A 22728-nucleotide genomic window follows, 5' to 3' on the forward strand; every position below is an offset into this window, starting at 1 on the left:
GGCGGTGTCCTTCTCTCGCATGGCAAGTTGCCCGGTGATCATCTGTAGGTGGCTCTGGTGCGGATGCGGGAGACGGCGAGCAGTACGAGCATCGTCGTTCCCATCAGCACGACCGCGACGGCGGAGCCGGTGAACAGCGCCCCCCGGTCGGTGGCCGTGAAGATCTGGACCGGGAGGGGGACCCAGTCCGGGGGGTAGAGCATCATCGTGGCGCTCAACTCGCCCATGGACAGGGCGAAGCACAGGCCCGCCGCGGCGTTGAGCGAGGGCAGCAGCAGTGGGATCCTGACCCGCCACAGCACATACCAGGGGCGGGCCCCGAGGCTGGCCGCGGCCTGCTCGTACGCCGGGTCCAGCCGTCGGACGGCGGCGGATACGGATTGGTAGGCGAAGGCGGTGACCAGCACGGTGTGGGCGATGAGCACGATCCAGGGGGTGCCGTTGAGCAGGATCGGTGGCTTGCTGAATGCGACCAGTACGGCCAGGCCGACGGCCACCGACGGGACGGCGACCGGCAGCACGAACAGCGCCTCCAGTGTTCTCCGGCCTCGTTTGCCGAGCGCGGCCGCCGACAGAGCGGCCCAGCCTCCCAGCGTCAGCGCCAGCAGACTGGCGCCGGCCGCGGTGACCAGGCTCGTGATCAGCGCCTGCAACGACTCGCCCCGTGTGGCGGAGGAGTAGTTGTCCAGGGTCGGCCCCGAGGGGAAGACACCGGACCAGTGTGTGGCGAAGGACGCCGCCGCGATGACTCCCAGGGGCAGTGCGAAGACCGGCAGGGCGAGGCCGAAGAAGACGGCCCAGGAGGCCCAGCGGCCCCTACGGCTATGCACCAACACGTCGGCTCACCATCCTGTAGAGGCCGTACAGACCCACGGAGATCGCGATGTTGACCACTGCCACGACGCAGGCGGCCGTGTAGTCGGATTCGAGCATGGCCTTGCTGTAGACGAGCATCGGCAGAGTGGTGACGCCCTTGGCGCCGGTGAACAGCACGATGCCGAACTCATTCAGGCACAGGACGAGCACCAGGCTTCCGCCCGCCGCCAGCGCCGGCAGCGCCTCGGGGAGGATCACCTGGCGCACGATCCGTGCGGGCCGTGCGCCGAGTGAGGACGCCGCTTCCAGTTGCGCCGTGTCCAGCTGGGAGAACGCGGCGAGCAAGGGCCGCATCACGAACGGTGTGAAGTACGTGATCTCGGCGAGCAGTACGCCCCACGGTGTGGTCAGGAACTGGAAGGGGCCGCTCGCGGCGCCCGTGGCGTCGGTCCACAGGCCGTTGGCGATGCCCACGGTGCCGTAGATGAACAGCAGGGCGAGGGTGATCAGGAAGGAGGGGAAGGAGAGGAAGACATCGATGAACTTGGTGACCGCCCTGCCTCCGGGGAACGGCACGAAGGCGATGATCAGGGCGAGGACGAAGCCGAGCAGCAGGCAGCCGACGGTGGATCCCACGGCCAGCCACACCGTGGTGCCGAGGGCTTCCCTGAACGCCTCCGAGGCGAAGACCGTGCCGTAGGGCTGGAGGGAGGTCTCGCCCTCCGCGGTGGTGAAGGACTGCTGGACGACCAGCGCGAGCGGATAAAGGAAGATCAGTCCCAGGGCCGCGACGGGCGGCAGCGCCCATACGAACCGGGGCACCGACCGGGCCGGTGCGCGTACGGTCCCGGCGGTCTCCCGCGGCCCCCGGCCGGCCCCTTCCCCACCACCGCGCGCCAAGGGGACCAACGAGCCGCGGGTGAGGACGGAGGCTGACCGCGGCTCTGCCGTGGCGGGGGTCGGGTGCGCCGCGCTAGGCATGGGCGACTCCCGCTCCGATCAGCACGGCGTCCTCGGCGGCGAAGTTCAAGGTGACCTCGTCGCCCGGTGCGGGGGACTCGCGCAGTTCCCGCAGGTCGGCCTTGAGACGCCGGCCGGCCACGTCCACGTACAGCCGGTGGGTGGAGCCGCGCCACTGGACCTCGGTGATCGTGCCGCGCAGGGCGTTGGGGCCGTCTCCGAGGCCGACGAGGTGCGGGCGTACGCACAGTGTGGCGCTCGCCCCGTGGGCGGCCTCGCCCGTGGTGACCGAGAGCCGCGTGCCCGCGAAGTCCACGGTGCCCGTGGAACCCACCGTCACGGGGAGGAGGTTGGCGTTGCCCACGAACGACGCGGTGAATTCGGTGCGCGGGCTGCGGTAAAGCTGCTGCGGTGTTCCGCAGTCCCGCAGCCTCGCCTTGTCCATGACGGCGATGCGGTCCGCGAGTGTCAGGGCCTCGACCTGGTCGTGGGTGACGTACAGCATGGACACATCCGGCAGTTCCCGGTGCAGCCGGGCGAGTTCGGCGAGCATGCCCGAGCGGAGCTGGGCGTCGAGCGCGGAGAGCGGTTCGTCCAGGAGGAGGACCTTCGGGCGGATGGCGAGGGCGCGGGCGATGGCGACCCGCTGCTGCTGTCCGCCGGAGAGCTCTCTCGGGTAGCGCTTGGCGTAGTCGGCCATGCCGGTCATCTCCAGGGCCTCGGCCACCCGTCCGGCGATCTCTCCCCGGGGTGCCTTCCGGGCCCGCAGTCCGAAGGCGACGTTGTCGGCCACCCGCATGTGCGGGAAGAGCGCGTATTGCTGGACGACCATGCCGATGCCGCGCTGGTACGGCGGCAGTCCGGTGACGTCCCGGCCGCCGATCAGGACTCTTCCCGAGGCGGGCCGGACGAATCCGGCGACCGCCCGCAGTGCGGTGGTCTTGCCCGAGCCGGACGGCCCGAGCAGGGCCATCACCTCGCCGGGCTCCACGGTCAGGTCGAAGTCGTCCAGGACGGTGTTCTTGCCGTAGACCACCGACACGCCCTCGAAGCGGATGCCCGCTCCCGGCGCGCCGGCCATGTCACTCCCCTCCGATCAGGGAGGGAAGCTCGGTCACGGAGGCCAGTACGTGGGTGGCGCCGGCGTGCCACAGCGCCTGGTCGGCGTGTGCCCCGGTCAGTACTCCGGCCACGATCCCCGATCCCGCGCGGCTTCCGGAGAGCATGTCGTAGGACGTGTCCCCGGCGACGGCGATCTGCCGGACGGAGTCCGCGGCGCCGGTGCGCAGCAGCGCGGTGAGGACCATGTCCGGGTAGGGGCGTCCGCGGCCGCCCGCGTCGGCCGGGCAGAGGGTCAGGTCGGCCAGGTCGTGCCAGCCGAGTGCGTCGAGGATCGCGTCCTGTGTGACGCGGGCGAAGCCGGTGGTCAGCACGACGGTCAGGCCGGCGTCGCGCATCGTCTCGACGGCCTCACGGGCTCCGGGTATGGCGGCGATGCGGCCGCCATCGACCAGTTCCGCGTAGGCCTCTTCGAAGGCGGTGTTGGCGCGCTGGGCCGTCGTCTCGTCGTCGAAGAGGTGCCGGAAGACGGAGATCTTGGATTCGCCCATGGTGGCGCGGACGTAGTCCAGTTTCTCCGCGTGGTCGGTGCTGCCCGGTTCGACGCCCAGGCGCTGGGCCGCGGCGCCGAACGCCTGCTCGACGAGGCCCCCGTCGGCGACGGTGGTGCCCGCCATGTCCAGCACCACGAGGGAGATACGTTCCTTCAACTCGCTCACCATCCCAGTTCGTTCGCGGTCTTCTCGGCTATCGCCGGGGAGCAGGTCATCCCGCGGCCGCCGGGGCCGGTGACCAGCCATACGCCTTCGCGGGCCTGCTGCCGGTGGACGACGCGGGAGGTGTCGGTGCACTGCGCGTAGACGCCCGCCCAGCGGTGGCGGATCCTGGGGAGGGGCCTGCCGAGGATCGCTTCGACGACGGTGCGCAGGTGCTCGTACGGCTCCTCGACCACGTCGAAGGCGAAAGGTGCCTCGTATTCATGGGTGTCGCCGATGGTGAGAGAGCCGTCGGTGCGCTGCACCATCAGCAGTTGCATCTTGTGCTCGGCGGCGGTCGGCGTCTGGGCCTGTGCCGCGGCCAGGGTGTCCAGCGCTTCGCTCGCGTAGGCGGGGTAGTAGCGGAAGCTGTCGGCGTCGGCGACGGAGGTGGTCAGTGCCTCGCCGAGCGGGTCGGTCTGCATCATCTGGAGGCGTACGCGTCGTACCGGCAGGTCCGGGACGAGCTCGCGGACGAGTCCGCCGAGCCATGCGCCGGTGCACAGCACCACCACGTCGCCGTGGTGGACCTCGCCGTGGTCGTCGCGTACGGCGCGCTCCCCCACCACCTCGCGTACTTCGCGTCCGCCGAGGTAGGTGTAGCGGCCGGAGGCCAACAGCGCCTTCTTCAGGACGCGTTGGGCGGTGCGCGGTTCGACGGCGGCGTCCCGCTCGCACCACAGCGCGCCGAGATGGTCGCCGCGCAGCGCGGGGTTCATTTCCCGGACCTCGTCGGGGCCGAGGAGTTCCCAGCCGCGGGCGGTGGCGTCGGGGCGCCGGGTGGCGGCCTCGGCGACGGCCCGCTCGGCCTCGTTCCGGACGACGGTGAGCGAACCGATGGCGCGAAAGCCCAGCTCGGGGAGGTTTGTTCCGATGTCCTCCCACAGTTCGCGGGCGCGCAGGGCCGTTGCCAGTTCCTCACCGCCCGCGCGGCCGCTGACCCAGATCTGTCCGAAGTTGCGGACCGAGGCACCTCGCGCCTCGGTCTCGCGCTCGATGTGGACCACTTCGTGGCCACGTTCCACTGCCTGCCAGGCGTGCATGGTTCCCAGCACGCCGGCTCCGACGACTATGACTCGCATGGCCTCGACACTCGACGAAGCCCGTGAACTGGATCTGGGGCAAAGGAGTCGAGAAGGTGAACAGGCCTGCAATACCAGCAAAGACCAGTTATCGCTTCGTTATCAAACGAGTGGCACCTCAGCGGGGCGCGGCGCCCAGCTGCGTGGTGAAGGAGAACCGGTCGCCCCGGTACAGCGACCTGACCCGCTCCAGCGGCAGGCCTCGCGTGTCACGCGAGTTGCGGTGGATCAGCAGCATCGGCAGTGCGGGCGGCGTCCCGATCAGCAGGGCCTCACGCGGTGTGGCCAACACCGTCTCCAGCCGCTCGTCCGCACCTCCGAAGCCGATACCCAGCCGCTCGTAGAGGTAGGAGTAGAAGGACGAGTTGGGCTCGAAATCGGAATCCAGCCGGGGCACCCGCTCGACGGCGACATAGGTGCTCTCCAGCCCGACCCGTTCGTCATCGGCGAGCAGTACACGTTCCATGTGCCATACGGGATCCCCCACATGAAGCTGCAGCTCACTCGCGAGGGCCTGAGGGCAGGGGAAGCGGTCCAGACCGATCAGGTGGCGCCCCGGCCGCTTCCCCTGCCTGCGCACACCCTCGGTGTAGCTCGCCAGCGACAGCGGCTGCTCCAGCTTGGGGCCCGCCACGACCGTGCCCCGCCCCAGCCTCCGCACCCGCCCTTCCAGGAGCAGTTCACGCAGCGCTTGGCGCACGGTCTCCCGGGAGACCTCGAAACGCAGCGCCAGGTCACGCTCGGTGGGCAGCAGCCCGCCTTCGCCCAACTCGCCGAGCAGCGCGGCGATTTCGACCTTCACCGCGTAGTACTTCGGGATGCGTCCGTGCTCGGGGATGCCGGAGCGGATCGGTGCGCCAGGTGTCTGATCGTTCAGGTAGTCCACGGGGCCATATTCGCACCCCGGGCATAGGAGTCGGCCGGTCCGCTGACAGGACCGGCCGACGCCTGTGCGGAGCACACCCCGCTCGAGGTCAGTGGACGTCGCCCATGAGAGCCGTGACCTTCTTGCGGTACATGAAGACCGCGAAGCCGGCGAGGGCCGCGAGGGCCGCCTCGGCCGCGATGACCCCGGTGCCGCTGAGGTCCACACCGGCCAGGGAGAGCAGACCCGTGACGCAGTCGCCCGCGGTCACCGCGAGGAACCACACGCCCATCATCTGACCCGCGTACTTCTGCGGCGCCATCTTCGTGGTCACCGAGAGGCCGACCGGGGAGAGGCAGAGCTCGCCCACGGTCTGGATCAGGTAGATCGAGACCAGCCACATCGGGCTGACCTTCGTGCCGTCGGACGCCATGGCCATCGGGACGACGAAGACGAAGAACGAGCCGCCGACGAGGAGCATCGCCATGGCGAACTTGACCACGGTGTTCGGTTCCCGGTTCTTGCGGGACAGCCACAGCCACAGCCAGGCGAAGACCGGGGCCAGCGCCATGACGAACAGCGGGTTGAGCGACTGGAACCAACTGGAGGGGAAGCCCAGACCGAAGACCGTGTCCGCCGACTTCGTCTCGGCGAAGGCGGCCATCGTCGAACCGCCCTGGTCGTAGATCATCCAGAAGACGGCCGCGGCCACGAAGAACCAGAGGTAGCCGCTGACCTTGGACTGCTCGGTCTCGCTCAGCTCCTTGTCGCGCTTGATGCGCGCCAGGACCGCGACCGGGAGGATGAGGCCCAGCAGCGTGATCGGCACCAGCGCCCAGTTGAGGGTGAAGTTCCCGGTGCCCACGACCACGCCGTAGAAGACGACGGCGATCGCGAACCAGATCAGCCCCTTGACCAGCCAGGCGTTGCGCTCCTGGGCCGGCAGCGGCGTGGGGACCACGCTGCTCTGCGGGCTGAGGTGGCGGGTGCCGATCAGGAACACCGCCAGGCCCAGCGCCATGCCGACCGCCGCGAGGGTGAAGCCCAGGTGCCAGCCGACGGTCTGGCCGACGGTGCCGATGACCAGCGGAGCGATGAAGGCACCGAGGTTGATGCCCATGTAGAAGATCGTGAAGCCGCCGTCGCGGCGCGGGTCCTTCGGGCCGTCGTAGAGGTGACCGACCATCGTGGAGATGTTGGCCTTGAGCAGGCCCGAGCCCAGCGCGACCAGGGCCAGGCCCGCGAAGAACATGGCCTGCCCGGGGACCGCGAGCGACAGGTGGCCCGCGATGATGACGCCCGCGCCGACGGCCACGGTCCTGCGCGGCCCCCAGACCCGGTCGGCGAACCAGCCACCGGGCAGGGCCAGCAGGTAGACCATCGCCAGGTAGACGGAGTAGATCGCGATGGCGCTGCCCTGGGGCATCTCCAGCCCGCCGCCCTGGCTGCCGGGCTTGGCGTCCGGGCCACCGGCGATCAGGTAGAGCACGAGGAGCGCTCGCATACCGTAGAAGCTGAAGCGCTCCCACAGTTCCGTCATGAAAAGTACGGCCAGCCCGCGTGGGTGGCCGAAGAAGGTCTTGCCGCTCTGCTCAGAGGCTTCCAGCCCGCTGTGCTCGGCCGCGCCCTTGGTGGGGAGGGACGCCATAGGGGTTCCTTGAACGGTCGGGACGCCTGAGAGCGACAGCGCGTCCGATGGGTGACCAGCACCGGAGCAGCAGCGTCCGGGATCCACGCCCCCACTCGGGCTTCGAGCGGCGGACCTGGTCAAGAGGTCATTGACTGGGCTCCAGAGTGAGGCCCTCTGCCCTGTACACAACAGGGACCTTCGGCTTCAAAGCGGGGCCAAAGGTTGACACAAATGGATGACCTTGGGTTTCGGGGGGCTCGGCTACTGCCGCGCGGGCCCGTCGGGGAGCCGCGCGAACGGCGGAAGCTCGACCCGGACGGTGAGCCCGCCGTCAAGGTTGGCGGTGGCCGTGACGGAGCCGTGGTGGGCCACGGCGATCGAGCGCACGATGGCCAGTCCGAGGCCGTGGCCGGAACGGCCACCGGCCAGCCGCGTACGCACCCGGTAGAAGGGCTCGAAGAGCCGGTCCACGAGATCGTCGTCGACCCTGGGCCCCGTGTTCCCGACCTCCAGGACCACGGCGGTGTCCCGGTGGACCGCGAGGCGCACCGATCCTTGGGGGACGTTGTGGGTGAGCGCGTTGTCGAGCAGGTTGAGCACCAGTTGCCGCAGCAGCGTGCTGTTGCCGCTGACGGCGCAGCCCTCGGTCTCCGTCTCGAGGCCGAGCCCGACTTCCTCCGCCTCGGCCCGGGGAGCCCGTTCGCCGACGGCGCCGGCGGCGAGGGCCGCCAGGTCGACCGGTCCGGGATCGAACTGCGCGTGGTCGGCCTCGGCGAGTTCGAGCAGCGCCTTGACGATGGTGATGTTGCGTTCGTTTGTCTCGACCAGCATCGGGGCGAGTTCGGCGAGCTCCTCGCCGGTGCTGTCGTTGGCCGCGACCTGGAGGATGGCGCGGGTGGTGGCCAGGGGGGTGAGTAGTTCGTGCGAGGCGTTCGCGGCGAAGCGCTGGTGAGCGGCGAAGGATCCCTCGATGCGGACCAGCATCGCGTCGAAGGTGTCGGCGAGTCGTTTGAGTTCGTCGTCGGGGCCGTCGGCGTTGATGCGGTACCGCAGGTCGCCGTCCTTCGCCTTCGCCGCGGCCTGGCTGATGGTGTGCAGGGGAGCCAGCAGCCGCCGGGAGAGGAACCAGACCGCGGCCAGCCCCGCGGCCATCACGAGCAGCATTCCGGTGACCGATACGGCGAGCACGGTCGCCCAGACGTCCTCTTTGGTACGCACCTTCCCGCCCTGGTCGGCCGCTGCGAACCCGGACCGCTGACCAGGCGGGACCGGCTGCGCGTACGCCTGCCCGTGGTCACCGGAGGGAGCGTTGACGGGGGTGGTCAGGTCGTAGGTCGGGACGAAGCGGATGCCGATGTAGATGACGGTGACCATCAGGATCCCGGAGGCACCCAGAGCACCGGCGAACCACAGGAACAGCCGTCCGTGGATGCCGGGCGCCCGCCGCCGTGCGCCGCGCCCGGCCCGCCTCTCACGTCGCCCCGGCCACAGCCTTGCGCGCAGTCCGGCCGTCTTCACCCGGTCCCCAGGTAGTAGCCGGCGTTGACAGCCGTGTGCACCACCTGCGGCTCACCGAGTTTTCTGCGCAGTGTGTGGACGACGAGCCGTACCACGTTGGTGTGGGGGCCGGCCTGGGCATCCCATGCCTTGTCCAGGAGGTGCTCGGCGCTCAGGACGCCTCCGTCGGCACGCATCAGGAGTTCCAGGACGGCCAGTTCCTTCGGCGTCAGCCGGACCTCGGAGCCCCCGCGGGCGACGCGGCGACGGTGGGTGTCGAAGCTGACGTCGGCGAAGGTGAGCACGGGCGGGTGGACCATGGGGCTGCGCCGGTACAGCGCCCGCAGCCTGGCCACCAGCTCGGGGAAGTCGAACGGTTTGGCCAGGTAGTCGTCGGCCCCCAGGCCGAGCCCCTCGACCTTGTCACCGAGCCGGCCCGCGGCGGTCAGCATCAGGATCCGGCAGTTCAGCCCCATGGCGATGACGCGGCGGCAGGCCTCGTCGCCGTGGACACCCGGCACGTCGCGGTCGAGGAGCACCATGTCGTAGTCGTAGACCGCCAACCGCTCCAGGGCCGTCGCCCCGTCGTGCACGGTGTCGACCGAGATCGCCTCTCTCCGCAGCCCCATCTCCAGGACCCGGGCCATGTACTCCTCGTCCTCGACCACCAGCACACGCACGGGCGACAACCTTTTCCTGAGATCTCGATGAGAATTACCCGATCCGTGGGGCGGGTGAATTCCGGGGACGGACCGGCCGGGGCCGGGATTTTCGGTATCCCCAGAAGCTCTACCAGATACCGCGTTAGATCCGTGTATGAGCCGGTGCTCCGGTACGGGACGGCGCAAAAGTCGCTCAAATCCCGCTTCGCCTAGCGTGCATAGCTGTTCAGGAGAGTCCGTTCACCGGGAGATGTAATGAATCTGTTCAAACGGGCGTGGTGGCGCCTCAGCGGCCATCCTGGAAAGGCCCTGATGCTGATCGGCCTGTTCTTCGTCATCTGCACGCTGGTCCTGTCGGGCTTCCTGATCCAGTCGGCGGCAGCACGCGCCGCGGCCGACGCCAAGCAGCGCGTCGGGGCCGTGGCCACCATGCAGCTGGACATCAATGCCCTCATGGAGTCCGGAAAGATGGAGTCCCGAGGCGGCGGGGCCACGCCTGGCCTCATAGGTACCGCCGGTGATCTGCACCGCAGCCTCGTGGACAAGATCTGCGCATCGCCGGTCGTGACGCAGTGCAACTACACGACGGAATCCGGTGCCTCACCCACCGAGAGCGCCAGGCTCTACCAGCCGGTCCCGCCGCCGGCCGGTCAGGACACCGCCGGCACCGACTTCTTCAAGGCGGACGGCGTCCGCGATCTGAATTCCGTCGGCGCGTTCCGGAACGGGGATTCGAAGATCGTCGATGGTTCCGGTATCGGGCCCCGGTCGAAGGCCGACATGGTCGTCGTCGAGGAACGACTGGCCAAGCAGAACAAGCTCAAGGTCGGCGACCGGATCAAGCTCAAGGTCGGAACGCTGCCGGGGCCCGGCGAGAAGCGGAACACCAGCGAATTCGAGTTCACGATCGCCGGCATCTACAAGAGCAATGCCGGTGACAGCGGGCAATACGTACCGGCAATCATGGACCCCGCCAACCAGATCTACCTCACCCCGGACGGCGCCACGAAGCTGCTCGGCAAGGATCTGGGGGCCGGCGGCGCGACGGTCAAGCAGGCGACGTTCACCCTGAACGACCCCGCGGACGCCGACCGGTTGAAGAAGGACGCCGAGGCGGCCGGGGCCGACCTGAAGATCTTTCCCCTGAGCGTCAACGACAAGCAGTACAAGACCCTCGTCGGCCCGATCACCAAGACCGCCGGTTTCGCCACCGTCACGGTCTGGCTCGTCGCGGTGGCCGGCACGGTCATCCTCGCCCTCATCGTCGCCTCCTCCCTGCGCGAACGCCGCAAGGAACTCGGCATCCTGCTCTCCCTGGGCGAGAAGAAACCGAAGCTGCTCGGCCAGCACCTCGTGGAGGTGGTCGCTTGCGCGCTGCTGGCGATCGGACTGGCCGCCGCGGGCAGCCAGTTCCTGTCCCAGGGCATCGGCGACCGGCTTCTCGCGAGCGAGGTGTCCTCGGCCAAGGACTCCGCCGCGGACGCGAACAGCGGCCCCGACCACAGTGCCGTCACCGGATCCGGAGGCGCACCGCAGGGCGGATCGTCCGGCAGCGAGCCGGAAGCCGCTCCCATCGACAAGATCGACGTCAAGCTCGGCATGGCCGACATCGGCAAGGTGGGCGCCACCGGCCTCGGCATCGCCGCCCTGGCCACCCTCATCCCCGGCATCCGCGTCCTGCGCCTCAACCCGCGCGACATCCTCGTGAAGGGAGACTGACCCATGGCCACACAGCCCCCCGTGCTGGAACTCACCGGCCTCACCCGCTCCTACCCGACCCGTAACGGCAAGCGCGCCATCCTCAAGGGCGTGGCCCACTCCTTCGAGGCGGGCCGTATGTACGCGGTCGTCGGCGCGTCCGGCAGCGGCAAGACGACCCTGCTCTCCCTGGCCAGCGGCCTCGACACCCCTACGTCCGGATCCGTCCGCTTCCGTGGTGAAGACATCGCCGGGTTCGGCCTCGGCCGCTTCCGCAACCGGCATGTGGCGACGGTCTTCCAGTCCCTGAACCTGCTCACGTACATGACCGCGGTCCAGAACATCACCTCGGCGATGGAGATCACCGGTGTGAAGGGCACCCACAGGAAGCGGCGGGCCAGGGAGCTCCTCGATCTGCTGGGCATCGAGGCCCAGGACCACGACCGCCGGACCCTTCAGCTCTCCGGCGGCCAGCAGCAGCGGGTGGCCATCGCCCGCGCGCTCGCCTGCGAGGTGGACATCCTGTGTGCGGACGAGCCGACCGGGAGCCTCGATCACGAGACCGCGGCCGACATCGTGGAAGTGTTCAGGAAGCTGGCCCACGACCAGGGCAAGTGCGTGATCGTGGTGACCCACTCCCGGGAGGTCGCCGGGGCGTCGGACGAGATACTTCAGCTGAAGTCGGGCAGGCTCGTCCCGCAGCGCTGAGCCACCCACGAGGCGCTCCTGGCCGGAAAGCGATTGTCCCGACCGTCGGATGACGGATGTGCTGGCCTCACCCTTGTGAGCGACGGGATGGAAACCGCTGATCAAACGGGCCCGGTCCAGGGCGGTCGTTGGTGCTGTGCCAGGTCCAAGCGGCCTCGGCTTCGTCCCATAGCCGGCGCGGGCCGTGCTGCCACACCGTGGACTGGCCGTTGCACTGACCATCGTCGTCGACGGCGGCCCAGCTCAGCGCCGGAGAGCGGCCATGTGTTCACCGTACGCCCGGGGCGCGGCGGTACAGCGAGACGTACTCGCGGATCTTTCCCCGCACCATGGGCTGCGCGTCGCTCAGTGCGAACGGCGGGGTGTCTGGACGGAGGAGCCAACCCAGCAGCCAGCTGGGCACTACCCCCAAACCCGGTCGTTACGGCCGGGTCAAGTTGACTTCGTTCACCCACTGCTGGGCCGCCGCGAGGTCGGCCGCGGTCCCGGCGGGGGCGAAGGAAAACCCGTCCCACTGCTCCAGGGCCCTGGGTTCGTCGGGGCGGAGGTGGCTGGCGCCGCCGTGGAACGGCCGGTGGCGGCGGTAGATGTCCAGCGGCGGGCGGCGCCGCTTGTTGTACGCCGCGAGCTGGTCGTCGGCGTCGAGGCGGGGGACAGCGCGGGAGAGCTGGTTCGGCGGCCCGGGCCGGGAGTGCTTGCCCATGGAGGCGATGCTCTCAGGCCGCGACCGTCGTCGGACGGGAAGCTGCGAGATCTGCCGCCCGGGTGCGGACGTCCTCCACCGTGGCGGTGCGGTACGGGCGGGCGGCGGCCAGCAGGGTGTTGAGGCGGGAGGCGACGAGGGTGGAGTCGACGCGCGCGGCCTCGTCGAGGGCCTGCTGGGCCGCGGTGGCGCCTTGCTCGGCTTCGCCCTCGTCGAAGAGGGCGGCGGCCAGGCCGATATGGTCCATGACCTTGACCCGGTCGAAGCCGGGTTTGCGCAGGGCGAGGGCATCGGTGAAGTGGCGGCGTCGAAGTACGCCACCCAGTCCGGCGCGTCGCCCAGGCCGTCCGCGACCAGGTCGTCGGCAGCGCCGAGGTGCCGTTCGGCACTGCGCTCGTCGCCGAGGGCCGCGTGGACCCGCCCGGTCTGAGAGGCGACCAGCGCCCTGGTGGCGGGCAGGGTCGCCTTCTTCGCCGCGACGCCGAGCAGGCCGAGGGCATCGCGAGGGTGGCCGAGGTAGATCATCTGGTGGGACATGCGGGTGACGATTTCCACCCCGCGGTCGCGCTGACCGGCCTCGCCGGCGGCGTAGATGCCATAGGCCCAGTACCGCTGGGCGGTCGCGTAGCGGCCGCTGTCGTGGCTGACCCATCCGCCGAGCGCCGCAAGGTCGGCGGTCGCGGCGAAGACCCGGGTCTTCAGGGAGGGCGGGACGCCGTTTTCGATGCGGCGGGCGGCCTCGGCGAGCTGGGCGACGATCGCCGAGCGGTACAGCCCGCCGCCTCTGGCGGCGTCCGCCGTGGTGAAGAAGGCGGTCACCTCCTCCAGCGCGGCGGCGGTGTCGGCGTCGAAGCCCTTGGTGCCGTGGCCCATAGCGTGGGCGGTGCCGCCGAGCATGCGTTCGGCGGCGAGGATCAGCGGGGCTCCGAGGGCGAGTTTGAGGGTGTCGCGGCGGTCCAGGAAGAGGTCCATCTGCGTCCATCCGGCCAGGGTCTGGGCGGCTGCCTCGGTCAGCAGCGGGAGGGCGATCGTATCCAGCACCGCCCCGGCGGCCGTCAAGCCGAGATCACCGGGAGTAAGGGGCTGGCCGACCGCTTCGGAAAGCACGGCGGCGAGCAGGGCGGGCACCGGCGGGCGGGGGCGCTCGCCATCGACCCAGCGGCGGATGCGGGTTGCGTCGGGGGTGATCTGCCGGTGGCCTCGGCGGACGGCCTCAGCAGCGATCCGGCGGGCGATCTCCCCGTGGGACAGACCGCTGGCGGCGACCCACAGTGCCAGGTGCGGATTGCTGGATCTGCCGGTCATCGCCGTCTCGCCCTCCCCGACTCTTGCGTGACGGAGCGTGGTTTTTTCGCCACGGTTCGCGGCATCTACCGTACTGGCCGCGCCCGGCCCGCGGGGAGGATTCTTCCCCGTGCGGAGGCAAGGGCTTCCGCTTCGTTGAGAGGGGAAGGGTGAGCACTATGGCGACTCCTACCGCTCAAATGCCGTGGGCGATGCGGCTGGTGACCAACCGGCTGCCCGCGGCCCCGCTGCCGTACACCGCGGTCGTGCTGGACACCGCCACGCAGATGGCCCGTTACACCGACGCCGCCGGTCAGGCCATCGAGATGGGTAAGCACGGGAGCTCGGAGACCAAGGGCACCGCCTCGATGTCGGGCGGCGGTGACGGCAAGGACCCGCAGCCGCAGACGCAGGACGACGTCACCACCGACTACGAGTCGGACTGAGACGCCGTGGCTCCCCTCGTCCTGGTCATCACGTCCCTGGAGGACGTCACCGCGGACTGGGTGATCGAGACGCTGAACGAGCGTGAGGTGCCCGTCGCCCGCGTCGATGTGGCTGACATCGGACCGGATCTGTCCTTCAGCGCCCGCATCGGCGCCGGGGCCCCGGTGTGGGGCGGGCGGCTGCGCACGGCCAGCCGCGAGGTGGAGCTCGGGGAGGTGGCGGCGGTGTACTACCGCCGCCCCACCCCGTACATCACCCGCTTCGCGTACCTGCCGCCCCAGGCCCGGGACTTCGCCGCCGCCGAAGCCCGGCACGGCCTCGGCGGCGTCCTGAACCATCTGCACGGCGTCCGCTACGTCAACCACCCGCTTGCGGTGACGGCCGCCGACTTCAAGCCCGCCCAGCTCCAGAGGGCCGCCCGGCTCGGCCTCGCGGTGCCCGAGACGCTGATCACCAACGACGCCGAGGCCGCGGCCAAGTTCACCGCCGAGTATGGCCCGGTCATCTACAAGACCTTCCGCGGCCTGCCCCAAGACGAAGACGGGCACGCCGGGGCGATCTGGACCCAGCGCATCGACCCCGCCACCCTCGACGACTCCCTCGCGGTGACCGTCCACCTCTTCCAGGCCGAGGTCCCCAAGACCAGCGACGTGCGGGTCACCGTGGTCGGCCAGCATGTGTTCGCCCAGCAGATCAGCTCCCCCGACGGCGCGCTGGACTGGCGCCGCGGCGACTGGAAGGCGCTGGAGCACACCCCCATCGCCGTCCCCGCCATTATCCAGGCGGCGCTGCACGAGTACCTGACGGCCTTCGGTCTGGCCTTCGGCTGCTTCGACTTCGCCCTCACCGGGCCCGGCGACAGCAGGGAGGACTGGGTGTTCATCGAGTGCAACCCCAATGGCCAGTGGGCGTGGCTGCCCGACGCCGACGCCATCGCGGAGGCGTTCGCCGACATCCTCACCCCCGAAAGAGGCCGGGCATGACGACGATGCCCAGCGACGCGGACGCCGCGCGGCTGCGCGGCGCGATGGCCAAGGCCCTGGCCGAGGACAGCGTGCTCGCCGACCCGGCCTGGCGGCAGGCGGTCGCAACCGTGCCGCGGCACCGCTTCGTGCCCGGTTTCTACCTGCCCGCCGACCGGCGCGACGAGCAAGGGCTGACGACGTGGGAGCCGGTTACCGCCGAGAGGGACTACGCCCGGTGGCTGGCCGCCGCGTACTGCGACACCACGCTGATCACCCAGTTCGACGGCGACGAACCCGACTGGAAGAACCCGCAGGCGCGGCACGGCGGGGCCCCGACCTCGTCGTCCACCCTGCCGTCGCTGGTGGTGCGGATGTGGGCCGACGCCGACGTCCACGAAGGGCACACTCTGCTGGAGATCGGCACCGGCACCGGCTACTCCACCGCGCTGGCCTGCGAACGGCTCGGATCATCCGCCGGCGTCACCAGCATCGAGGTGGACGGCCGACGGCTGGAGCAGGCGGCGAGCGCGCTGTACGGCTGCGGGTACACCCCCACCCTGGCGGTAGGCGACGGTCTGTACGGGTACTGGCCGGAGGCGCCCTTCGACCGGATCGTGGCCGCCTGCTCTTTCCGGGCCGTCCCGCCCGCCCTCCTCGCCCAGACCCGACCGGGCGGGAAGATCCTGCTCACCCTCTCCGGTTGGCTCTACGGCTACGCTCGCGTCCTGATCACCGTACACAGCGACGACACCGCCGACGGACCGCTGCTGCCCGGCACGGTCTCCTTCATGTCCGCCCGCACCCACGCCTCCCCCGCCTTCGGCAACCCCGCCCACTGGGCCGCGGGCCTGCCGGAGAAGGGCCGTACGGCCCGGCATTCCCCGGAGCGGATCACGGCGGCGACCGAGGAGACGTTCCATCGTCGGTTCCTCGCCCAATGCGCGGTGCCCGACGCGCAACTGGTCACGGTCGGCGAGGTGATGCACCTGGTCGACGTGACGACAGGCTCCGCCGCGACCCTCACCCCGGCGGGCGGCCGGTGGGAGGTACGCGAGGGTGGCCCGGTGCGGCTGTGGGAGCGCATCGAGACGGTGCTGGACGCCTACGACAAGGCAGGCCAGCCGGGTCCGGAGACGTTCACGTTGCGCGTGGACGGCGGCGGGCAGCAGCTGCGGCACCCGCAGCTGCCCGGCCTGCCGCTGCCCCGGCTCTGACCGGCGGTCAGGGGCTGCGGTCTCCTGGTGCCCGGGCGGGGAGCGTGACAGCCTCCGCCCGGGCACCAGGTCATGGAGTGCGGGGTGCGGGCCAGGGATCACCGCACTCGGCGGCCCGGACGTCGGCGGCGCGGCGATCCCTCGTGAGGGCCGGTGATGGGCCGGCAGTAGTGCGGAGCTGCCAGCCCCGCGTCTCCTCACCGGCCCATCAGGTACGTCCTAACCGGCCTGGAGGGCGAGTGTCGGGGAGAGGCGGGCGGCCCGGACCGCCGGGTACAGGCCGGCCACCGTGCCGATGAACAGCGTGGCGGCGAAGCCTCCGGCGACGGCCCATGGAGGCACCACCCACGGCATGCCGCCCGAGACGGCGTACACATACGTGGCCACGGAACCCAGCACCACTCCGGCCAGCCCGCCGAGCCCGGAGAGCAGCAGCGACTCGGTGACGAACTGGATGCGGATCTGCCCCCGGGTGGCGCCCAGGGAGCGGCGCAGTCCGATCTCGTGACGTCGCTCCAGCACCGAGATGATCATGGTGTTGGCGACTCCGACACCGCCGACCAGCAGTGCCACTCCGCCCAGTCCCAGCAGCAGGTTGGTGAAGGCCCCCTCGGTCGCGGCCTTCGCCTGGAGGGCGGAGGACGGGTCGGTGACCCGTACGTTGTTCGGGTTCTCGGGGTCGACGGTACGGGGGATCAGGCCGCGGACCGTGCCGACCGAGGCGTCCGTGGACCGCTCGTAGATCTGGGTGGGGTGTCCGTCGAAGCCCAGCAGCTTGCCCGCGCCCTTCCAGCCCACCAGGGCGGCCCGCTCGATCTCGGAGGCCAGCGGGAGCGGGTCGAGGATGCCGATGACGGTGAAGTACTGGCTGCCGATGAGAACTTGCTGACCCGGTGTGGTGATGCCCAGGCGTTCGGCGGCGACGTGTCCGAGCACCACCGACGGGTAGCGCCCGGTGGCGTCGTTGAACCAGGTGCCCGAACCGACCGTGCCGCGCAGGGCCTTGAGGAGGTCCTCGGTGCCGGCCTTCACCGTGATGCCGCCGGTCTCGTCCTTGGAGATCTTCTCGCTGCGCCGGACGGTCTGCTCCAGGTCTCCGGTCGCGCCGACGTGCTCGACCCCGGGCATGCGGCCGACCATGCCGGGCGCGTCCTTGGGCAGCTTCACCGAATCACCACTGAACGGATCTTCGCCGGGCGTGACCTTCAGCATGTTGGTGCCCAGTTTGTCGAGCTCTTGCAGCAGTTGGGCCTTGCTGGAGGCGGAGATGCCGACCACCGCGATCATGGTGGCAATACCGATGGCGATGCCCAGCGCGGACAGCACGACCCTCATCGGCCGGGTACGCAGACCCGCCGACCCGACGTGGAAGACGTCGCGGGGGCTGAGCCGCGCGGAGGACAGCCGGTCGTCGCTCATCGGCCCTCACCCCGTTCGGCCCCGTCCGACGAGGTATCGCCTCCCGCCCTGGCATCGCTGCCCGCCCGCAGGTCCGCGACGACCTCGCCGTCGCGGATGCGTACCTGGCGGGGCAGTGCCTCGGCGATCTCGCTGTCGTGGGTGATCACGGCGATGGTGGCGCCCTCGGCGTTGAGGTCATGGAGCAGTTCCATGACCGCCTCGCCGGAGGCGGAGTCCAGCGCGCCGGTCGGCTCGTCCGCCAGCAGCAGATCCGGCTCGCCGACGACCGCCCGCGCGATGGCCACGCGCTGCTTCTGCCCGCCCGAGAGCTCGTGCGGGCGGTGGTGCATCCGGTCGGCGAGGCCGACCCGCTCCAGAGCGTGGGCCGCGCGCTCACGGCGCTGGGCGCGGGGCAGGCCGGAGTAGAGCAGCCCCTCGGCGACGTTGTCCTGGGCGCTGACTCCGGGCACGAGGTGGAAGGACTGGAAGACGAAGCCGATGTGCCGGGCGCGCAGCGCGGACAGCCGACGGTCGGAGAGGGTCGCGACGTCGTGGCCCGCGATGGTGACGGAGCCGGCGGTGGGCCGGTCCAGGGTGCCGACGATGTGCAGCAGCGTGGACTTGCCCGACCCGGACGGGCCGACGATCGCGAGCAGTTCCTCGCGTTCGATGCGCAGGTCCACCCCGCGCAGCGCCGCGACTCCGCCCGGGTACTCCTTGGCGACCTGGTTCAGTTCGACGACGGTGCTCATGTCTTGGGCACTCCGACCTTCATGCCCTCCGTCAGGCCGGATCCGCTGATCTCGACCCTGCCTTCCCCGAACATGCCGAGTTTCACCGGGATTTCGCGGGTCTTGCCGTTCTCCACCACCTGGATGCCGAAGCCTCCGACAGGCAGTGCGAGCAGGGCGTTGACCGGCACGGTCAGCACGTCCTTGCGCACCTCGCCCTCGATGTCGACGGAGACCGGCGCCTGGTCGAAGCCCTTGGCCTGCCCCGGGTCGGCGAAGGTCACCCGTGCGGTGACCTTCGCCTTGTCCTGCCCGCCCTGTTCCTTGTTGTCGTCGTTGTTGACGTTGCGGTCGACGGAGGCCACCTTGCCCTTGGCCTTCTCGCCGCCGGGCAGGGTGATGTCGACCCGCGTGCCGGGCTCGGCGAGATCGGCGTCGGCCACGTCGAGCTTGATCTGCACCTCGCGCTCGGATCCGGTGGTGGTCAGGACGGGGCGGCCGGGGCCGGTCTGGTCGCCGACGGCCGCCTCCTTCTTCTTGACCCGCACGGAGCTGGGTGCGAAGGCGATCTGATCCGGGCCGGTCTCGCCGGTCTGCTTCAGGTCGTGCGCCTTCTGCCAGCGCTTGACCGCGTCCGCGGTGCCGGAGGTGAACTGCTCGTCCACGGACAGGCCCTGTCCGTAGCCGAGGTCGCGGAGGTTCTCCTTCAGTTGCTTGACATCCGGGCCCTTGTCCCCGGCCTTCAGCTTCCGGTACATGGGGCGCTCGCCGTACATGAGCCGGACCTTGTTGCCGTCGGCCTCGTAGAGGGGCTCATCGCGTTTGATCACCGTGCCGGTGTCCGGGAGCCAGGTGAGAGTGCCTTGCGCCCCGCCGTTGAGCTTGCGCTCCTTGGAGTAGCCGAGGGTTCCGTCCACCTGGGTGCGGCTGCTCAGGTCCTGCCGCTTGACCGAGTCGGTCTTCTGCGGCAGGCCGTCCGTGCGGTTCTCCTGGCTCGTGCCGTCACCGCCGGAAGCCGAGACTGCCATGGCCCCGCCCGCCAGCGCGGTCGCCACGATCAGCGAGACGATCACCGGCTTCTTGCGGGACTTCTTGCCCTCACTCGCCATTCTGATCACTGCACGCCTTGTTCGCCTTCTCGAACTTGCCCTTGTCGTTCTCCGGGAGACGCTGCGATGTCATCGCACCGCCGTCGAACTTCGGGTCCGGCATATCGATACCGTTCTTGCGCATGCACTGGGCGAACTTGAGGGCCTTGTCCTTGTCGGCCTGGGATATCTCACCCTTGCCCGGCCCACCGGGCAGGTCGGCGCACGCCTTCATCGCCTTCTTCACCTTCTCGGGGTCACCCTCGATGCCCATGGCATGCTTTTCGTCCTTGGGCTCCGTCACCTTCGCGCCGTTCTTGCGCAGGCAGTCACGGTACTTGTACGCCGCATCGGCCTCATTGTCCTTGCCGGACGAGTCCGAGCCCTTGGAACTGCTGTCCTTGCCCGAATTCTCGGTACCGCCGACACAGGCCGTGGCGAACAGCGCCAGCCCTGCCAGGACCGATGCCGCTATGCCGTACTTGCCGTTCCGCATGGATTTCCTCCGTGTCCGAACATGGGAGACCGACAGCACGGAGGCTGGCACACGTCCGCATTTCGTTTCTCTTAACGGAGAGGTTTACAACGACGAAAGGTCGCCTTCAGGTACACCTGACGTCATGCGCATACTGATCGTGGAGGACGAGGAGTTCCTGGCAGACATGATCGCCGAGGGGCTGCGTCGCGATGCCCTGACCGCGGACGTCGTACACGACGGCCGGAAGGCATGGGAACGGCTGTGCCAGGGCGGCTACGACGTCCTCGTCCTCGACCGCGATCTGCCCGGCCTGCACGGCGATGAGGTGTGCCGGCGCGTCGTCGAGCAGCGCCTGCTGACCCGGGTACTGATGCTCACCGCCGCCGGTTCCGTACGGGAGCGCGTCGAAGGCCTGGGCCTGGGCGCGGACGACTATCTCGCCAAACCGTTCGCCTACGAGGAGTTGCTCGCCCGTGTGCTGGCGCTCGGCAGGCGCACCCACCCCGCGCTGCCGCCGGTCATCGAACGCGCGGGCATCACCTTGGACACGGCCCGCCGGCAGGCCTTCAGGGACGGCCGCTACCTCTCCTTGTCCCGCAAGGAGTTCGGAGTGCTGGAGGTACTGATGCGTGCCGAGGGCGCCGTCGTCGGCGGCGACGACGTGATCGACCAGGTGTGGGAGGAGCACACGGGCCACGGCACCAACGTCGTACGGGTCGCCCTCAGCAAACTCCGCGCCAAACTCGGCGAGCCCCAGGTCATCGAGACGGTGCCCGGCCACGGCTACCGCGTGGGCGGCCCGGCGTGAAGCGCATCCGGCTGCCCGGCGGGGAACGGGCCCGGCTGACCATGCTCTACGGCGGGCTGCTCGTGCTCGCCGGAGGCATGCTCATCGGCCTGGTCAACTTCCTCGTCCGCGAGGGCTTGTACTCCTCGATCAGCACGGCCGTGGCCGTCAGGCCCGTGAGCGGCGTCCCGGCACCGGCCGCCTCCTCCTCACCCGCCCCCGCCTATCCCGGGCCCCTCCACCCCAGCGACCAAGTGCGCTCGCGGAGCATCGAGACCTTCACCCAGGCCGCCGAGCAGGCCGCCCAGAACCGGTTGCTGACCGTCTCGCTGATCGCCCTGGGTGTGTTCGCCGTCATCTCCGTGGCACTGGCCTGGTGGATGGCGGGACGCGTGCTGCGACCGGTGGGGGTGATCACCCATACGGCCCGGCGGCTCTCAGGCGAGAACCTTCACGAGCGCATCGCCCTGGACGCCCCCGCGGGCGAGCTCAAACAGCTCGCCGATACCTTCGACGACATGCTCGACCGCATGGAGCAGCTCGTCGGCGCGCAGAAGCGCTTTGCCGCCAACGCCGCGCACGAGCTGCGCACACCCCTCGCGATCCAGCGGGCGGCGGCGGAGATCGGGCTGGACACCGGCGATCCGGCCGCCGTCGCGCGCATCCGCCGGAAGCTCATCGAGGTCGCCGACGACAGCGAGCGCCTCATCGAGGGTCTTCTGCTGCTCTCCGTCTCCGACCAGGGCCTGGAGCGCCGGGAACCCGTCGACCTCGCCGCACTCGCCCGCACCGTCGCGACCGAGTGCGGCGCCTCGAAGGACGCCCGCGCACGTGACATCACCGTCCGGGCCCGGACGGCACCCCTCAGCGTCGACGGCGACCCGGTGCTCCTGGCCCACCTGGTCCGCAACCTCGTCTCCAACGCCGTCCGCCACAACCACGACAGCGGCCACGTCCAGGTCGACGTCCACGACCGCACCCTCACCGTCACCAACACCGGCCCCCACGTCCCACCGGAAACCGTCCCCTACCTCTTCGAGCCTTTCCGGCGCCTCCGGGAACGCCTGAGCGGACCTGGTGAGGGTGCGGGGCTGGGACTGTCCATCGTCGCCTCGATCGCCCGCGCGCACGGCGCCCGGACCGAAGCCGAAGCCAATCCCCGCGGCGGCCTGACCGTACACGTCACCTTTGGGGCATATCCATAATGGCCCCATGTCTCACGTGCTCCTGATCGAAGACGACCCCGCCCTGCGCATCGGCCTGGAGATGGCTCTTCGCCGGATGGGACACGAGGTGGCCGCCTGCGGCACCGGTGAGGAGGGGCTGCGGCGTCTCGGCGCGGGCGGCATCGAAGTCGTCGTGCTCGACCTGATGCTGCCCGGGATGGACGGCTTCGAGGTGTGCCGCCGGATCCGGGCGGCCGGGCCCGTGCCGCTGTTGATGCTCACCGCACGCGGTGACGACATCGACGTGGTCGCAGGCCTGGAAGCGGGTGCCGACGACTACGTCGTCAAACCCGTACAGCCACGTGTCCTGTCGGCACGCATCAGCGCGGTGCTGCGGCGCAGCGATCCGATGCCCCGCGAGCACAGTGAGCAGCACGGTGAGGTGGTCATCGACCGTGCGTCGCTGGTGGTCAGCAAGAGTGGTGTGGAGATGGCGCTGCCGCCGACCGAGCTGCGGCTGCTGCTGACACTCAGTGCGACCCCCGGCCGGGTCTTCGGCCGGGAAGAACTGCTCGAGGTGGTCTGGGGCTACGACCGGGTCTCCGAACACCGTCTTGTCGATGCGGCCGTCCAACGTCTGCGGCTCAAGATCGAGGATGTGCCGGGTACACCGCGCTATGTGCAGACCGTCCGTGGCTTCGGCTATCGCTTCGGGCCCCTGTGACCGCCTGG

At 70.0% G+C, this 22728-nt stretch carries 23 protein-coding genes; 8 read left to right on the plus strand and 15 right to left on the minus strand.

The annotated features are described in order from the left end of the window. Positions 1-38 precede the first annotated feature (38 nt). The 9 genes from DXZ73_RS00940 to DXZ73_RS00980 all read right to left on the minus strand — a co-directional run bounded on the left by DXZ73_RS00940 (position 39) and on the right by DXZ73_RS00980 (position 9344). On the minus strand, positions 39-836 hold the full coding sequence (locus tag DXZ73_RS00940; RefSeq protein WP_116209159.1) for an ABC transporter permease: 798 nt from the start codon (positions 834-836) through the stop codon (positions 39-41). Further along, entirely contained in the window at positions 823-1797 is a 975-nt protein-coding gene (locus DXZ73_RS00945) for a 2-aminoethylphosphonate ABC transporter permease subunit (protein ID WP_116209160.1), read from the minus strand. Before DXZ73_RS00945 ends, DXZ73_RS00940 begins: the two co-directional genes overlap by 14 nt. Next, entirely contained in the window at positions 1790-2857 is a 1068-nt protein-coding gene (locus tag DXZ73_RS00950) for an ABC transporter ATP-binding protein (RefSeq protein WP_116209161.1), read from the minus strand. Before DXZ73_RS00950 ends, DXZ73_RS00945 begins: the two co-directional genes overlap by 8 nt. A 1-nt stretch (position 2858) precedes the next feature. After that, entirely contained in the window at positions 2859-3545 is a 687-nt protein-coding gene (locus DXZ73_RS00955; protein WP_425315805.1) for a phosphonatase-like hydrolase, read from the minus strand. A 5-nt stretch (positions 3546-3550) separates the two neighbouring features. Further along, a complete protein-coding gene (locus DXZ73_RS00960; protein WP_116209163.1) occupies positions 3551-4672 on the minus strand; it encodes a TIGR03364 family FAD-dependent oxidoreductase in 1122 nt (373 codons plus the stop codon). A 118-nt stretch (positions 4673-4790) separates the two neighbouring features. Next, positions 4791-5558: a GntR family transcriptional regulator gene (locus tag DXZ73_RS00965; RefSeq protein WP_116209164.1), complete on the minus strand. Its 768-nt coding sequence runs from the start codon at positions 5556-5558 to the stop codon at positions 4791-4793. A gap of 88 nt (positions 5559-5646) precedes the next feature. Beyond that, positions 5647-7185 carry a peptide MFS transporter gene (locus DXZ73_RS00970; RefSeq protein WP_116209165.1) on the minus strand — a complete coding sequence of 513 codons (1539 nt, stop codon included), beginning with the start codon at positions 7183-7185 and terminating at the stop codon, positions 5647-5649. A 243-nt stretch (positions 7186-7428) separates the two neighbouring features. Further along, positions 7429-8685, minus strand: a complete 1257-nt coding sequence (locus DXZ73_RS00975; protein ID WP_240351045.1) for an ATP-binding protein — start codon at positions 8683-8685, stop codon at positions 7429-7431. Continuing rightward, positions 8682-9344 (minus strand): response regulator transcription factor, encoded by a 663-nt coding sequence (locus DXZ73_RS00980; protein ID WP_116209166.1) that lies wholly within the window; start codon positions 9342-9344, stop codon positions 8682-8684. Before DXZ73_RS00980 ends, DXZ73_RS00975 begins: the two co-directional genes overlap by 4 nt. Positions 9345-9581: 237 nt before the next feature. Between DXZ73_RS00980 and DXZ73_RS00985 the strand changes: the two genes are divergently transcribed. Together DXZ73_RS00985 and DXZ73_RS00990 are read left to right on the plus strand one after the other, a co-directional pair. Then, positions 9582-11045: an ABC transporter permease gene (locus tag DXZ73_RS00985; RefSeq protein ID WP_116209167.1), complete on the plus strand. Its 1464-nt coding sequence runs from the start codon at positions 9582-9584 to the stop codon at positions 11043-11045. A gap of 3 nt (positions 11046-11048) precedes the next feature. After that, complete coding sequence (locus tag DXZ73_RS00990) at positions 11049-11732, plus strand: ABC transporter ATP-binding protein (protein ID WP_116209168.1); 684 nt, start codon at positions 11049-11051, stop codon at positions 11730-11732. 268 nt (positions 11733-12000) lie between these two features. Here DXZ73_RS00990 and DXZ73_RS37785 read toward each other — a convergent pair whose 3' ends face one another. Both DXZ73_RS37785 and DXZ73_RS01000 read right to left on the minus strand, forming a co-directional pair. Next, on the minus strand, positions 12001-12144 hold the full coding sequence (locus tag DXZ73_RS37785; protein ID WP_162889931.1) for a hypothetical protein: 144 nt from the start codon (positions 12142-12144) through the stop codon (positions 12001-12003). Positions 12145-12153: 9 nt separating this feature from the next. Beyond that, positions 12154-13740, minus strand: a complete 1587-nt coding sequence (locus DXZ73_RS01000; RefSeq protein ID WP_240351047.1) for a DUF6087 family protein — start codon at positions 13738-13740, stop codon at positions 12154-12156. 158 nt (positions 13741-13898) lie between these two features. Here DXZ73_RS01000 and DXZ73_RS01005 point away from each other — a divergent pair, with 158 nt between their 5' ends. From DXZ73_RS01005 to tgmC, 3 genes are read left to right on the plus strand one after another with little or no spacing between them, the layout of a single operon-like run. Beyond that, on the plus strand, positions 13899-14165 hold the full coding sequence (locus DXZ73_RS01005; RefSeq protein WP_240351049.1) for a putative ATP-grasp-modified RiPP: 267 nt from the start codon (positions 13899-13901) through the stop codon (positions 14163-14165). Between the two features lie 6 nt (positions 14166-14171). Beyond that, positions 14172-15149, plus strand: coding sequence for an ATP-grasp ribosomal peptide maturase (gene tgmB / locus DXZ73_RS01010; RefSeq protein WP_116209170.1), 978 nt, complete (start codon positions 14172-14174; stop codon positions 15147-15149). Then, the gene (gene tgmC / locus DXZ73_RS01015; RefSeq protein WP_116209171.1) at positions 15146-16345 is read left to right on the plus strand and encodes an ATP-grasp peptide maturase system methyltransferase; all 1200 of its coding nucleotides are present in this window, start codon (positions 15146-15148) and stop codon (positions 16343-16345) included. Before tgmB ends, tgmC begins: the two co-directional genes overlap by 4 nt. A gap of 219 nt (positions 16346-16564) precedes the next feature. Here the strand turns inward: tgmC and DXZ73_RS01020 are convergent, their stop codons facing one another. From DXZ73_RS01020 to DXZ73_RS01035, 4 genes are read right to left on the minus strand one after another with little or no spacing between them, the layout of a single operon-like run. After that, complete coding sequence (locus tag DXZ73_RS01020) at positions 16565-17764, minus strand: ABC transporter permease (RefSeq protein ID WP_116209172.1); 1200 nt, start codon at positions 17762-17764, stop codon at positions 16565-16567. After that, positions 17761-18498: an ABC transporter ATP-binding protein gene (locus DXZ73_RS01025; RefSeq protein WP_116209173.1), complete on the minus strand. Its 738-nt coding sequence runs from the start codon at positions 18496-18498 to the stop codon at positions 17761-17763. Before DXZ73_RS01025 ends, DXZ73_RS01020 begins: the two co-directional genes overlap by 4 nt. Then, complete coding sequence (locus DXZ73_RS01030) at positions 18495-19586, minus strand: peptidoglycan-binding protein (RefSeq protein ID WP_116209174.1); 1092 nt, start codon at positions 19584-19586, stop codon at positions 18495-18497. The genes DXZ73_RS01025 and DXZ73_RS01030 overlap by 4 nt, the downstream gene beginning before the upstream one ends. Further along, complete coding sequence (locus DXZ73_RS01035) at positions 19576-20061, minus strand: hypothetical protein (protein WP_116209175.1); 486 nt, start codon at positions 20059-20061, stop codon at positions 19576-19578. The genes DXZ73_RS01030 and DXZ73_RS01035 overlap by 11 nt, the downstream gene beginning before the upstream one ends. Positions 20062-20185: 124 nt before the next feature. Here DXZ73_RS01035 and DXZ73_RS01040 point away from each other — a divergent pair, with 124 nt between their 5' ends. From DXZ73_RS01040 to DXZ73_RS01050, 3 genes are read left to right on the plus strand one after another with little or no spacing between them, the layout of a single operon-like run. Then, positions 20186-20851 (plus strand): response regulator transcription factor, encoded by a 666-nt coding sequence (locus DXZ73_RS01040; RefSeq protein ID WP_116209176.1) that lies wholly within the window; start codon positions 20186-20188, stop codon positions 20849-20851. Positions 20852-20892: 41 nt separating this feature from the next. Beyond that, positions 20893-22035 (plus strand): sensor histidine kinase, encoded by a 1143-nt coding sequence (locus DXZ73_RS01045; RefSeq protein WP_116215343.1) that lies wholly within the window; start codon positions 20893-20895, stop codon positions 22033-22035. Between the two features lie 7 nt (positions 22036-22042). Then, positions 22043-22720, plus strand: a complete 678-nt coding sequence (locus DXZ73_RS01050; RefSeq protein WP_116209177.1) for a response regulator transcription factor — start codon at positions 22043-22045, stop codon at positions 22718-22720. The last annotated feature ends 8 nt before the right edge of the window (positions 22721-22728 follow it).

This window comes from Streptoverticillium olivoreticuli subsp. olivoreticuli, from assembly GCF_003391135.1.
GTDB lineage: Bacteria > Actinomycetota > Actinomycetes > Streptomycetales > Streptomycetaceae > Streptomyces > Streptomyces blastmyceticus.

Bases quoted from the DNA above. Each gene is read 5' to 3' on its own strand.
- DXZ73_RS00945 (WP_116209160.1), bottom strand. From the start codon at position 1,797: ATGCCTAGCGCGGCGCACCCGACCCCCGCCACGGCAGAGCCGCGGTCA.
- DXZ73_RS00950 (WP_116209161.1), bottom strand. From the start codon at position 2,857: ATGGCCGGCGCGCCGGGAGCGGGCATCCGCTTCGAGGGCGTGTCGGTG.
- DXZ73_RS00960 (WP_116209163.1), bottom strand. From the start codon at position 4,672: ATGCGAGTCATAGTCGTCGGAGCCGGCGTGCTGGGAACCATGCACGCC.
- DXZ73_RS00970 (WP_116209165.1), bottom strand. From the start codon at position 7,185: ATGGCGTCCCTCCCCACCAAGGGCGCGGCCGAGCACAGCGGGCTGGAA.
- DXZ73_RS00985 (WP_116209167.1), top strand. From the start codon at position 9,582: ATGAATCTGTTCAAACGGGCGTGGTGGCGCCTCAGCGGCCATCCTGGA.
- DXZ73_RS00990 (WP_116209168.1), top strand. From the start codon at position 11,049: ATGGCCACACAGCCCCCCGTGCTGGAACTCACCGGCCTCACCCGCTCC.
- DXZ73_RS01000 (WP_240351047.1), bottom strand. From the start codon at position 13,740: ATGACCGGCAGATCCAGCAATCCGCACCTGGCACTGTGGGTCGCCGCC.
- DXZ73_RS01005 (WP_240351049.1), top strand. From the start codon at position 13,899: ATGGCGACTCCTACCGCTCAAATGCCGTGGGCGATGCGGCTGGTGACC.
- tgmC (WP_116209171.1), top strand. From the start codon at position 15,146: ATGACGACGATGCCCAGCGACGCGGACGCCGCGCGGCTGCGCGGCGCG.
- DXZ73_RS01020 (WP_116209172.1), bottom strand. From the start codon at position 17,764: ATGAGCGACGACCGGCTGTCCTCCGCGCGGCTCAGCCCCCGCGACGTC.
- DXZ73_RS01025 (WP_116209173.1), bottom strand. From the start codon at position 18,498: ATGAGCACCGTCGTCGAACTGAACCAGGTCGCCAAGGAGTACCCGGGC.
- DXZ73_RS01030 (WP_116209174.1), bottom strand. From the start codon at position 19,586: ATGGCGAGTGAGGGCAAGAAGTCCCGCAAGAAGCCGGTGATCGTCTCG.
- DXZ73_RS01035 (WP_116209175.1), bottom strand. From the start codon at position 20,061: ATGCGGAACGGCAAGTACGGCATAGCGGCATCGGTCCTGGCAGGGCTG.
- DXZ73_RS01040 (WP_116209176.1), top strand. From the start codon at position 20,186: ATGCGCATACTGATCGTGGAGGACGAGGAGTTCCTGGCAGACATGATC.
- DXZ73_RS01045 (WP_116215343.1), top strand. From the start codon at position 20,893: ATGCTCTACGGCGGGCTGCTCGTGCTCGCCGGAGGCATGCTCATCGGC.
- DXZ73_RS01050 (WP_116209177.1), top strand. From the start codon at position 22,043: ATGTCTCACGTGCTCCTGATCGAAGACGACCCCGCCCTGCGCATCGGC.